At 36.0% G+C, this 12,869-nt stretch carries 12 protein-coding genes; 6 read left to right on the top strand and 6 right to left on the bottom strand.

Annotation, left to right across the window (positions count from 1 at the left end; translation table 11 throughout):
• The first annotated feature begins 3 nt into the window (after positions 1 to 3).
• Entirely contained in the window at positions 4 to 579 is a 576-nt protein-coding gene (locus FN817_RS06920) for a pentapeptide repeat-containing protein (protein ID WP_142717302.1), read from the top strand.
• Positions 580 to 760: 181 nt separating this feature from the next.
• On the opposite strand, the gene FN817_RS06915 is transcribed toward FN817_RS06920, so the two are convergent.
• Both FN817_RS06915 and FN817_RS06910 read right to left on the bottom strand, forming a co-directional pair.
• Positions 761 to 1,471 carry a C40 family peptidase gene (locus FN817_RS06915; RefSeq protein ID WP_047422199.1) on the bottom strand — a complete coding sequence of 237 codons (711 nt, stop codon included), beginning with the start codon at positions 1,469 to 1,471 and terminating at the stop codon, positions 761 to 763.
• A 338-nt stretch (positions 1,472 to 1,809) separates the two neighbouring features.
• Positions 1,810 to 4,005: a glutamine synthetase III family protein gene (locus FN817_RS06910; protein ID WP_047422200.1), complete on the bottom strand. Its 2,196-nt coding sequence runs from the start codon at positions 4,003 to 4,005 to the stop codon at positions 1,810 to 1,812.
• Between the two features lie 480 nt (positions 4,006 to 4,485).
• Here FN817_RS06910 and FN817_RS06905 point away from each other — a divergent pair, with 480 nt between their 5' ends.
• From FN817_RS06905 to FN817_RS06885, 5 genes are all read left to right on the top strand, one after another.
• Positions 4,486 to 6,177 carry a DUF6909 family protein gene (locus tag FN817_RS06905; RefSeq protein ID WP_142717301.1) on the top strand — a complete coding sequence of 564 codons (1,692 nt, stop codon included), beginning with the start codon at positions 4,486 to 4,488 and terminating at the stop codon, positions 6,175 to 6,177.
• Positions 6,178 to 6,333: 156 nt separating this feature from the next.
• Positions 6,334 to 6,804 carry a DinB family protein gene (locus FN817_RS06900; protein WP_142717300.1) on the top strand — a complete coding sequence of 157 codons (471 nt, stop codon included), beginning with the start codon at positions 6,334 to 6,336 and terminating at the stop codon, positions 6,802 to 6,804.
• 196 nt (positions 6,805 to 7,000) lie between these two features.
• Entirely contained in the window at positions 7,001 to 8,839 is a 1,839-nt protein-coding gene (locus FN817_RS06895; protein ID WP_142717299.1) for a M1 family metallopeptidase, read from the top strand.
• 223 nt (positions 8,840 to 9,062) lie between these two features.
• Positions 9,063 to 9,821, top strand: coding sequence for a type III pantothenate kinase (locus FN817_RS06890; RefSeq protein ID WP_142717298.1), 759 nt, complete (start codon positions 9,063 to 9,065; stop codon positions 9,819 to 9,821).
• Positions 9,822 to 9,886: 65 nt separating this feature from the next.
• Positions 9,887 to 10,414, top strand: a complete 528-nt coding sequence (locus FN817_RS06885) for a GNAT family N-acetyltransferase (RefSeq protein ID WP_142717297.1) — start codon at positions 9,887 to 9,889, stop codon at positions 10,412 to 10,414.
• 97 nt (positions 10,415 to 10,511) lie between these two features.
• Here FN817_RS06885 and FN817_RS06880 read toward each other — a convergent pair whose 3' ends face one another.
• The 4 genes from FN817_RS06880 to FN817_RS06865 all read right to left on the bottom strand — a co-directional run bounded on the left by FN817_RS06880 (position 10,512) and on the right by FN817_RS06865 (position 12,820).
• The gene (locus FN817_RS06880) at positions 10,512 to 10,694 is read right to left on the bottom strand and encodes a hypothetical protein (protein WP_142717296.1); all 183 of its coding nucleotides are present in this window, start codon (positions 10,692 to 10,694) and stop codon (positions 10,512 to 10,514) included.
• 104 nt (positions 10,695 to 10,798) lie between these two features.
• The gene (locus tag FN817_RS06875) at positions 10,799 to 11,230 is read right to left on the bottom strand and encodes a nucleoside deaminase (protein WP_142717295.1); all 432 of its coding nucleotides are present in this window, start codon (positions 11,228 to 11,230) and stop codon (positions 10,799 to 10,801) included.
• Positions 11,231 to 11,848 (bottom strand): hypothetical protein, encoded by a 618-nt coding sequence (locus FN817_RS06870; RefSeq protein WP_228451496.1) that lies wholly within the window; start codon positions 11,846 to 11,848, stop codon positions 11,231 to 11,233. It lies immediately after the preceding gene.
• A gap of 51 nt (positions 11,849 to 11,899) precedes the next feature.
• Positions 11,900 to 12,820 carry a helix-turn-helix transcriptional regulator gene (locus FN817_RS06865; protein ID WP_142717294.1) on the bottom strand — a complete coding sequence of 307 codons (921 nt, stop codon included), beginning with the start codon at positions 12,818 to 12,820 and terminating at the stop codon, positions 11,900 to 11,902.
• Between the last annotated feature and the right edge of the window lie 49 nt (positions 12,821 to 12,869).

Below are 12,869 nucleotides of genomic sequence, written 5' to 3'. Positions count from 1 at the left end.
AATATGAAAGAAGCTTATTTCCCGGATCAGGATTTTGAAAACACAGACTTTTCTCAGCTGGAAAAAGGAGAGTATGAAAACTGTACTTTCCGCAACTGTAATTTTGAATATGCAACCCTTTCCGGATTCAGTTTTACAGACTGTGAATTTATAGAATGTAACCTCAGCATGGCAAAGCTTGTGAGAACAGCTTTTCATAGTGTGATTTTCAAAGAATGTAAAATGCTTGGCCTTCAGTTTAATGATTGTAATGCCTTCGGTTTATCTTTTACATTTGATGGATGTGCTTTGAATAATTCGGTTTTCTATCAAACCTCCATTAAGAAAACAGTTTTCAAAAATTCCAGATTAATTGAGGTAGACTTTACTGAATGTGATGCATCAAATGGTGTCTTTAGTAACTGTGATCTGTCAGGCGCTGTTTTCGATACTACAAACCTTGAAAAAGCAGATTTCAGGACTTCTGTCAACTATTCAATAGATCCGGCTTTAAACAGGCTTAAAAAGGCCAGGTTTTCACTCTCTGAAATATATGGACTGTTATACAAACTGGATATTGAAATTGATAAGAACAGCTGATGTCTTCGGTCATGTACTAATTGCTTATAAAAATATCAATATTGAATCAATAGAGGGTTTTAATCCGCTTTTCTCTTTTGATGTACATATTCCCTTAAACTGAAACTTAGTGCAAATAGGGTATATAAAAAAGCCATCAGAATTCTGATGGCTTCATTATTTAAATCAATTATTTATAAAATTAAAAATTTGCTGGTGTAGCGGGAGTGATTGCTGCTAAGTTATTGTAAGCTTCTCCTTCTTCATTGATCACTCTTTTAGCGAATCTGAACTTAGGTCCCCAATAAGAATCATTCAGTGAAGAAATCATTACTCCTTTTGATGTTGCTGCGTGGATAAACTTGATCTCACCCTCTTCAGTAACACTTTCTACAATACCTACGTGAGAAATTCTTCTTCCGTGAGAAAAGAAAATCAAATCTCCTTTCTGTAGATCTCCTTTTTCAATTCTTTCTCCTTCCTGAGCCTGAGATGCTGCTACTCTGGGTAAGCTAAGCCCTGCTGCTGCTCCGAATACAGAAAGAACAAAAGCTGAACAATCTATACCGTTTCTTGTAGTTCCTCCGTATCTGTAAGGAGTTCCAAGGTATGTTTCAGCTTCTTCAAGGATACCGTCAATGGTTTTATTATGTTTGATTACTTTCGCAATCTCAGAATTCTTAACTGCTTTTTTAGCACTAGCGATAGATGCAGCCTTTTCAGCTAAGAAAGAGTCGATAAGTTTCTGCTTATCCTGCTCCATTCTTTTGTTATCTAAAGAAGCTAGTTTGGCATCTGTTTTGTATTCTTTTGTGTAAGTTGCTGGTTTTGAAACCACATAATTTGTAGCACACGATTGCAATGAAACTGTAGTAACTAGAGCAACTAAATAAAACAAAACTCTTTTCTTCATATATATTTGATTATCCGTGTTAAAAAGGAATATTTATTTTCAAAAGCAATACAAAAGTAAAGATTCCGAGTAAAAGACCCCTGATATGATAATTGTCAGGATCTTACTTTAACACATTTTAACATATTATTTACATATGTTAAAGAAAAATAAACCGCAACGGCCTATTTTTGGTAAGTATGCGGTTTTTTTTATTAAGATTCTTTAACAAACGATGTCGATTTTCTTCTATATATCAGGTTTTGCAATTTAAAACCCCTATTTCCAAGTCTGTTAATAAAACAAAAAAATTCCCCGGAAAACCGAGGAATTTGAACTAATATGGAACTTTACAGGTGTTATTTTGTGAACAACATTTCTCTGTATTTTGTCATCGGCCAAAGCTCATCATCTACCATCATCTCAAGATCATCAGAAGCTTCTCTGATGACATCAAATAAAGGAATTACTTTGGTGCAGTAAGATTCTGCCTGCTTTTGGCTATTTGCTACAGCTTTAGCTGCTTCTCTCGCTTTAATAAGATCTTCAACACCAAGTTTAATCTTGGAAACGTTTTCAGAGATATTCGTAATTAAACTCATTTGCTCTTTTGCCAATGTTTTGAATTCTTTATCTCCAAAGATATCTTTAAGACCTTTTACGTTTTCAATTAATCTGTTCTGATATTTTAAAGCAGAAGGGATGATGTGATTTCTTGCGATATCACTTAAAACTCTTGCTTCAATATCAATTACAGTAGAGTATTTTTCTAATTTGATTTCGTTTCTTGCCTCAACCTCTCTGTGTGTAAATACTCCGATCTCTTCGTAAAGGGCAACGAACTTTTTATCCATTTCCTGTTTAAGTGCTTCAGGAGTGGTCTTTAAGTTGTTTAAACCTCTTTTCTTAGCTTCTTTTGCCCAGTCATCAGAGTATCCGTCACCTTCAAACATAATGCTCTTACACTGCTTGATGTACTCTCTCAACACATTGAAGATTGCTTCGTCTTTTTTAAGACCAGTTTCAATAAGAGCATCAACTTCTTTTTTGAAATCTAATAATTGTTTTGCAGCAATCGTGTTCATTACTGTCATAGACTCTGCGCAGTTAGCAGAAGATCCTACTGCTCTGATTTCAAATTTATTTCCGGTAAATGCAAACGGAGAAGTTCTGTTTCTGTCTGTATTGTCTAACAGGATTTCAGGAATTTTTCCAACTACATTTAATTTAAGGTCTGTTTTTTCGTCCGGAGAAAGTTTTCCTTCTGTTACCTTTTCCAGTTCTTCCAATACTCTGAACAGTTGGCTTCCGATGAATACGGAAATAATTGCTGGAGGAGCTTCGTTGGCACCTAATCTGTGGTCATTGCTGGCAGATGCAATACTGGCTCTTAAAAGGTCAGCATATTCATAAACTGCTTTGATTGTGTTGACAAAGAATGTTAGGAACTGTAAGTTTTTCTTAGGGTTTTTCCCTGGGCTTAACAGGTTTTCGCCAGTGTCCGTTGCTAAAGACCAGTTGTTGTGTTTACCACTTCCGTTTACTCCCGCAAATGGCTTTTCATGGAATAAAATATGGAAATGGTGCTTGTGAGCAATTCTCGCCATGATGTCCATCAATAGAGAGTTGTGATCTACAGCAACGTTTACCTCTTCAAACATTGGAGCCAGCTCAAATTGGTTGGGAGCTACCTCATTGTGTCTTGTTGTTACAGGGATACCCAATTTCATACACTCTATTTCCAGCTCTTTCATGAAATTCATTACTCTTGTAGGAATAGAACCAAAATAGTGGTCATCCAATTGCTGCCCTTTTGCAGGGGAATGCCCAAGTAATGTCTTACCTGTTAATACAAGATCCGGACGGGATTGATATAATGCTGAGTCTACAAGGAAATATTCCTGTTCCCAGCCTAAAGTAGGGGTAACCTTTGTTACGTTTTTATCAAAATACTGCATTACGTTAGTAGCAGCTTCATCTACAGCATTCAAAGCTCTTAAAAGAGGGGCTTTGTAATCTAACGTTTCTCCTGTATAAGAAATAAAGATAGATGGGATACATAATGTAGTTCCCATGATGAAAGCGGGAGAGGTAGGATCCCAGGCAGTATATCCTCTTGCTTCAAAAGTATTTCTGATCCCTCCGTTAGGGAACGATGAAGCATCCGGCTCCTGTTGGATCAATAAATTTCCGCTGAATCTTTCAATAGCTCTTCCTCCTTCAATAGGGGTAAAGAAAGAGTCGTGTTTCTCTGCTGTCGTTCCTGTTAGAGGCTGAAACCAGTGGGTATAGTGTGTTACGCCTTTGCTCATTGCCCAGTCTTTCATTGCTACAGCTACCTGATCAGCAATATGTCTCTGGATTTTAGTTCCTTTTTTTACCGCATCCATAATAGAATTGAATGCTTCCTTTGTTAAATATTCTCTCATAGTCTCTTCTGAGAAAACATTTGTACAGAATAATTCTGACAATTTTGCAGGAACCTCAACAGAGTTATCTTTTCTGAAGTCCTTAAATGGTAGGGTTTCTAGTGCTTTGAATCTTAAGGTTGACATGTTTGGATGATTTTTTACACGGCAAATTTACAAAAAAAATGAATCGAAAATATTTTAACCCTAAAATTTTTAGGGGTGTTTTGATTTTTTATATAATTTAAACGATTGTTTGGGCTGTTTTTATGGGGTGGTTGTCTGGTTTGTTGCTAAAAATTAACATTCGTAGACTTAGAAATACAGTAATATTAACTTTAACTGCGCAAAAAGAAGATACAATCCGAAGAGAATAATAGAATTGTATAGCATTAAAATTACAATTATTTTAAACTAACTCTTGATTTTTTTATGAAAATAAATAAAAAATCGGATGGTCAATAGAAAATGAGCAGAGAAAAGGATTAAAATAACACCATAATAAGTATCAGAGAAAATAATAGGATGAGTTAAAAAAACGCCTATCTGTAGGTTTTAAACAACTTATTAAAAGATAGTTAAAATAAGTTGAGGGGAGATTTTGTATATTTGTGTGAAATTTATTTTATGACAAATTCTAGAGCAAGAGAAACAACGGAGGCTATTGAAAGACTATACATTTCTATGAGACACTTATTTTATAGAGGGTTTTTCAAGCCGGGAGGAGTTTCAGGAGAGAGCATCAGAAGCTTGCTGAAGACAATCAACCCAGAGATTTATGGTACCATGAATATTCCAAGTAAATTGGAGCTTGACGGGTTGATGTATGTTTTGGACAGACTTCCGGAAGGAATTGAGGAATGTGCTTTTATTCATCTTACATCAGATGAAGGGTTTGATAAAGGAAGTTTCGAACCTATTGTTCCAAAGAAAAGAAGAAGAAACTGTTATAGAATAGACGAACACCAGATGAATATTGAAGTTCTTTTGGGACGTTCCGAAATTTATGACATACTTACCCACCTGACATTCCTGTTTATAGAAGCTGATAAAATCCGTAACCTGGCATTTATCCAGGATGAAAACTGGAAGCCGACCCGTGCCTTTAAGATTATCGAAGAGGTTGTAAAAGGTGAAAAAAAATTCAACAGAAAAGAAAAAGAGGTGGCACTTATTCATCTTTCTTCTTTAATAGGAAGATCTTTTGATGAAACGTTAAGAGCTTACAATACTTTCGGTGATGATCACAATCCTGATCGTTTATTCAAAATTATCTACAACCTAGGAAAAGTAAGTCTTGAAGATGCGAAAAGCAGCAGAGAAAGAGAAATTTATTTCAGTTCTATATTAAAGGAAAGAGTAGGACACCATTATTTTGGCGAAAAATGGGCGAATAAAGTGAAAGAGGTTTTATTTGAAAATGACCTTCATATGAGACCTTTGCATATTATTTCTGCCAATATGCATTCTGTGAAAAATATGCTGTATGCCAATAATGCACTTAAAAAGAAACAGCATCACGAGATCGACTATAAGCTATATGAAGATATCTCCAACAAAAAAGAACTTCGGGACAAAGTATTAAAATATGCTTTGGATGAAGGGATGATTCATATTGCTGATAAAAGCGGAAGTAATATAGATGTTCAGATTATCGACCTCAGCAAGATGGATTTGAAGAATACACCGTTTGCAGACAGTAAGTTTACAGGCGATGATGTGATCATGGTCTTCGATTATGCTTTCGGAGAGCAGGCTTTTGAGGTAATGGATGAACTTTTAAGACCTTTTGAGCACAAAGGGGAAATCTATATGATGAAAGTGAAATCTGTTTCTATTATGGGTAAAGCGGGAATTCTTACAGGAGAAAAAGGAGATATTATGATTCCTACTTCTCATATTTTTGAAGGAACTGCGGATAACTATCCATTTGAGAATGCATTGAAGCTTGAAGATTTCAAAGATGATGAATTAAAAGCTTTTGAAGGTCCGATGATTACGGTTCTGGGAACTTCACTGCAAAACAGAGATATCTTATCCTACTTTATGAATACTTCCTGGAAAGCGATTGGGCTTGAAATGGAAGGTGCACATTATCAAAAAGCGATTCAGGTCGCTTCAAAGATCAGACACCATATTTCACCGGATCTTTTTGTAATGTATGCTTATTACGCTTCTGATAATCCGTTGGAAACAGGAAGTACATTATCTTCAGGAGGGCTTGGGCTTACAGGGGTAAAGCCAACTTATCTGATCACTTTAAGAATCCTTGAGAAAATTCTAAGAAGTGGAAAGAAAGAAGTTTCTGCTAAAAAATAATTGTAATTCAATTAGTATAATATCAACCTCAGATGTATTTTACATTTGAGGTTTTTTGTTTTTGACAGATCCTTGTCAAGGTTTAAAATCTTGACAAAGATCTGTTGGAAAAAATTCTTACATTGTATATCTTGAAAAAACAAAAGATAGCAGCTTATGAGTTCAGTATCACAATTATCAAAAAGATTCAGAGAAGTACTGCTTGATGGTCTCTGGATTGCCAATACCAATTTTAAAGACCAGCTTTCAGATGTTACCTGGGAACAGGCAGTGAAAAAGATAGACTCTTTAAATACCATTGCTATGCTCACTTTTCACATAGATTATTATATTGCAGGAATTGTCAATGTTTTTGAAGGCGGTGATCTCGAGATCAAAGATAAATTCAGTTTTGATCTTCCTTCCATAGAGTCTCAGGAACAATGGGAAGGGTTGTTAAATAAACTATGGATGGATTCTGAAAAATTTGCAACATTACTGGAACAGATGCCTGATGCTAAACTTGATGAGGTTTTTGTAGATGAAAAATACGGAACCTACCGAAGAAATATCGATGGAATGATTGAGCACTGCTATTATCATCTGGGACAGATTACTTTGATCAAAAAACTGTTGAAAAACCAATAAAAACACTTCTAAAAGCACTCCACCTTGTCAAGGTTTTAAACCTTGACAAGGTGGAGTGCAAATAAAGCTCAAAAAAAATTTAACATACCAGATTAAAATTCATCTAAAACCATATTAAACAAAATAAAATCTCAAAATAACTCCTATTTGAGGGTCTTGTTTAAATTACCTACCTTTAAAAAAAATAAAATTTTAAATGAGAAAATCGGCTGCAATCATTTTTGCGTTTATCATTTCACAATTTCAGGCTCAGCAAGGAGCTTATTATCAGCAGGCTGCGAAGTACAAGATGGATATTGATGTCAATGCTGAAAAATTTACCTATCAGGGAAAACAGACTTTAGAATACACCAACAATTCACCGGATGAGCTGAATGTAGTGTATTTCCATCTATATTGGAACGCCTTTAAACCTAATTCCATGATGGACCAAAGAGTGGCTTCCCAAGGCAAGAATGGTGACGGAAGGTTGCAGAAAGATGGTATTTCAAGGCTTGCTTCCATTCCAAAAGATCAGGAAGGAGCTCAGAATATCCACTGGATAAAGCAAAATGGGAAAGATCTGAAATTTGAAGTTCAGGAAACCATTATGAAGGTTTATCTGGCAGAGCCTATTAAACCAAACTCTACAACTACTTTTACGATGGACTGGGATTCTGTGATTCCTCAGCAGATCAGAAGAAGCGGCAGAAATAACAGGGAAGGAGTAGATATGACGATGACACAGTGGTATCCGAAAATTGCAGAGTACGATTACGACGGCTGGGCAACTTTTGATTATCTGGGAAGAGAATTCCATGCTCCGTTCTCTGACTTTGATGTTACCATTAAAATCAACAAAGATTATGTTGTAGGAGCAGGAGGTATTCTTGAAAACCCAACAGAAGTAAAAGGCTATGATGCCAATGCGAAAGTAAAAACCGAGAAAGATAAAAAGGCAATCTGGAGATGGACTGCGAAAAACATTCTTGATTTTGCCTGGAGTGCAGACAGAGATTATTCTGTAGAAAGTTTTGATGTTCCTGAAGGTCCGAAAGTATATCTGGTATATCAGAAAAATGATAAAACAAAAGCATGGGGTGAAGCGCAACCTTATATCGCTAAATATTTCCAGATCATGAATACTCACTTTGGAAAATATGTATATCCTACCTATGCATTCATTCAGGGAGGAGACGGCGGAATGGAATACGGAATGTGTACCATGATTTTAGGTGAAGCGAAAAGCGTTAAAGATTTAATGGGCTTAATGGCTCACGAAGGATCTCACTCGTGGTATCAGCAGATGCTGGCTACCAATGAATCTGTACGTCCATGGATGGATGAAGGTTTTACAAGCTACGCGGAAGGATATACCATGTATCAGTTATTCCCTGAAGATCTGCCGAATCCATTTGCCAAAACACTTGATGCTTACAGAAGCTTTATTAAAAAAGGAATAGAAGAACCTGCAGTTTGGCTGGGAGATCACCATGATAACGGTACAGCTTATACGTATGCCTCTTATGTAAAAGGTGAATTATACCTGGTACAGCTTGGATATATTATGGGAGAGCAAAACCTTGCAGAAACCCTGAAGCAATATTATGATCAATGGAGTATGAAGCATCCTTCAGACAGGGATTTCCTTCACATTGCACAGAAAGTTTCCGGGATGGATCTGAAATGGTTCCATAATTATTGGATCAATACAACAAAGACAATTGATTACGGAATTAAAGATGTGAAATATGATGTAAAATCTACAACTATTACCTTAATCAACAACGGTCAGGTTCCAATGCCGATAGATTTTGGAGTGATGACAACAGATAAAAAAGTCGTTACTTATCAGATTCCGTTGAATATGACTCATACATGGAAGCAAAAGGATATTTATGGTGATCTTAAAACAGCGCCTTACTGGCCCTGGACCCAAAAAGAATACACCCTGACCATTCCTTATACCAAATCTCAGTTGTCTGTCTTGGGAATTGATTTCAGCCAGAGAATTGCAGATGTGAATATGGAGAATAATTTTGTGGAAGTAAAATAATGGATACAAAATAATATTATAAACGGCGCGGAAATTTTATTTCCGCGCCGTTTCTTTTAAAGAAATGACTGGCCGGGAAATGTTGATATGGATATATTTTTAAGATAGACTTAATTTATATGAGATTCAGGGCTTGTTTTTATAAAAATGATTAAATTTAATCCCTCAAAATCAAGCAGGAATTTCAATTATAAATCACGAATTTCTTCTGAAAAATATGTCAATGAATTCAATTGTAATAAACGTAGGAAACAGCAATATCAGATTTGGTCTTTTCAATGGTGATAATTGTGATATTTCATGGGTAATCAATACAAAACCTTACAGAACAGCAGATGAACTTTATGTACAGATGCTGATGCTTTACCAGACCTATAAAATTGATCCACAGGAAATTGATAAGGTGATTATTGGATCTGTGGTACCTCAGCTCACCAAAGTAATGAGCTCCGGGATCAAAAAGATTCACGGGACTACTCCTGTCATTGTTGATAGATCAACCCCTTCAGGCGTTCAGGCAAAATCTAAACAGATGGGAACAGATATCTATGCCAACCTTGTAGCAGCACACAATTTGTATCCAAACAGAAAGAAAATTGTCATTGATTTCGGAACCGCACTTACCGCAAGCTGTGTAACGGAAACGGGGGAGACCCTGGGTGTGATTATTGCTCCGGGAATTGTTACCTCACTGAATTCGTTGATCCATCAGACGGCACAGCTTCCGGACATTGAACTGAAAAAACCGAAGTCTGTTTTGGGACTGGATACGGTAACTTGTATGCAAAGCGGAATGGTGTATGGTTTCCTGGGGATGGTAGAAGGTTTTATCAACCGTATCAACGATGAGGTGAATGATGATTGTTTTGTAGTAGCAACGGGAGGTGTTTCCCATATCTACAAACCTCTTACAGATAAGATTCATGTGATGGACAGGCTTCATACATTGAAAGGTCTTTATTTTCTGGGGAAAGATTTATAATGAATATATTAAAGCTGGTTTCAGCTCAAATCATTCCTTAACTCTCAACTTTAATCCTTAATACAATGGAAAAATTTCCTGTCATAGAAACGGAAAGACTTATTCTTTCACAACTGGGAGAAAAAGATGTCCCTTTTATTGTTGAATATCTTCAGCATAGGATTTTTTCTGATCTAACCTCTAATATTCCTTATCCTTATGTTGAAAATGATGCCAGATCATGGCTGAAAATGTCAAAAGAAGCTTTTGATGATCAAACAGGATATACTTTTGCCATCCGGAATAAAGAAGGACATATCATGGGTGCTATCGGGCTGCATGACAGGGATGATGATAAAGCAGAACTGGGATACTGGATCGGAATTCCTTACTGGAATAAAGGACTGGTGACCGAAGCTGCCAAAGCGATTGTAGATTTTGGTTTTAAAAAAATAGGGTTCAATAAAATTTTTGCAACACACTTTCTTCACAATCCGGCTTCCGGAAGAATAATGGAGAAAATAGGAATGGAGCAGGAGGCTGTTCTGAAACAGGAAATGAAGAAAGACGGAGAATATTTTGATATTGTGAGATACTCTATTTTTAAAGACTGATCTCAAAGAATATTAATACATTCCTGATTCAATAAAACAAAAGCCAGAGAATATCATATTCTCTGGCTTTTTATCTACTATTATTTTATGAACTATTTTAAAGTCCGCCAAGACATGCGTCGCATTCTTTCAATGGATATACCCAAACTCCACTATCATCCTGGAAAGGGAAATTTTTGCATCCTACTTTTCTTGCGCCGTTGTCATCAATATAAAAACATTGATCCGGACGGATACCTCCATTAATTTTTGCAGTTTCTTTTCTTGTTAATTTTTTCATGGTATTTTATATTAGTTGTAGTCAAATATAACTAATTATTCAATTCATTGAATATATTTTACTGAATTTTATAATTTAATGAAGAAATATGCCTTAACAAAGGTTTATCTTTTACTTTTAAAAAAATCTTTAACAATAGAAGAGCATTCGGCTTCCATGATGCCTGTAATAATTTCTGTTTTAGGGTGCAGAGAAAGATGTTTATTGATAAAACCTCTTTGTTCATCCCGCGCACCAATCACTACTTTTGAGATCTGAGACCAGGAAAGTGCGCCTGAACACATTACGCAAGGCTCCATCGTTACATAAAGAGTACAGTCTTTTAAATATTTTCCTCCAAGGAAATTTGCCGCTGAAGTGATGGCCTGCATTTCTGCATGAGCGGTAACATCATTTAGTGTTTCAGTAAGATTGTGGGCTCTTGCAATGATCCGGTTATTGGAAACCACAACACATCCAATAGGAACCTCATCTTTTTCCAAAGCGACTTCTGCTTCCTGCAGGGCCATTTTCATGTAGTATTCGTCTGTAAACATTTAGTCGTTTATCGTTAAGGTCAAAGGAAGTTTAAAACGATAGGTTGTAGGATCACCTTTTATCATTGCCGGAGAAAATTTTTCTGCCAGAGAATATAATGCAATTTCTGCCTGCCTGTTGAAAGTGAAATTATCGCCTTGTGCATGAACATTGCTGACGGTACCATCTTTTTCTACAATAAAATCAACGTCTGTTTTTATCATTTTTTCTACGGAATAGACGCCATCAACGTATAGAAGATTGGCAACTTCCTGTCTCAAAGAATTAAGTCCTCCGGGATAATCTGCAATCTTTTCTGCGTCTGAAAATTTTTCAGTTGAGGTTAATTTAGGATTTTTGAGGGTTTGGAGGTCTTCCAGGTTTCTTACTTTCAATAAAGCTCCAATCAGGGCATTGTTTTCAATACTGTCCATTTTTTTCATAAAAAAGAGAAAATCTCCTTTTATGGCCACCTTTTTATCCGTATTGGATTCAGCATCAAACTTTTTTTTGAATTCTTTATTCAGCATATTTCTGTGCTGGTTGTAATAGCTCTTTACAAGCCGGAATTCTTCTTTCTGCTGCGCCAGAAAAAAGGTGGAGATAAAGCAGCTGATGCCAACAAATAAAGTTTTCAATAAGGGTATATTTATGTAAATATAACAAAAAATATGAAATATATTTTATGATCAGCTTTCAAGATAGCGGTTCAAAGATTCCTGCAAATGATTACGGATCTCATCAACTAAACCTTTAGGTTCCAGAACGGTAACTTCTTTTCCGTAAGAAAGAATTTCCTGCATAAAATCGTAAGTAGGGTGAAGGAAGAACTCAAAGTAAATTTCTTCCGGAGTTTCTTTGGTCTCTTTCTGTGATTGATGAAGTGGGAAGCTTCTGATGTATTCTCCCTGATGGCGGCTGCATTTTAATACAATATTCTGTGGTTTCTGCTCCGTCAGATTCATGACTCCGAATGCATTTTTAAAATGCTCTCTGAAATTATATTTGTATTTCTCTCTAAACTGATTTTTAGCTACATCAAGATAGTTGATTCTGTCAAGCCCGAAGGATTTTAAAACTTTATCTTTTGTATCAATAGCAATAAGATACCATCGGTCCTTGGATTCTTTTAAGGCTAAAGGATGAACTTTTCTGGAGGTCATCAGTTTGTTTTTGTAATTATAGTGCTCAAAACTTACAACCCTTTTATTTCGGATGGCAAAGAACAGATCATAAAAATGCTCCACACCGGTTGGCTTACGGCTTTCAAAAAAGATAAAATCTGAAAAATCAGGGTGAAGATTCAGAGCGTTGCTTACCTGAAAAGACTCCAGCAGTTTTTGGTTATATTCATCCACTTCCATGATCGGGCGGCTCTCAATATAATATCGGTTGTCACCCTTTTTCTTGTTATGAATGGAAAGATTGAAAAGATCGGAAATCTCCCGGATATCCCTTTGCAGAGTACGGATAGAGTAGCTCTTAATTCCCGCATCCTGGAATTCAAAAGAGTTTAAAAGATAGTCCTCCAGCTGTGAATAAGTAGCCGGAGAACTTTCTAATCTTTTTATAATTAAGGCATATCTTGTCAGATAAAAATCTTTCTTCATTTCTCTATTTTTAGGTGCAGCAGAACTGCGTTTCAGGGTAAAGTTTTAT

It is taken from the genome of Chryseobacterium rhizoplanae (assembly GCF_900182655.1).
In the GTDB taxonomy this organism is placed as follows: Bacteria; Bacteroidota; Bacteroidia; order Flavobacteriales; family Weeksellaceae; genus Chryseobacterium; species Chryseobacterium rhizoplanae.
The sequence above is the reverse complement of the archived record's forward strand: the minus strand, read 5'-3'. Positions and strand labels throughout refer to the sequence as shown.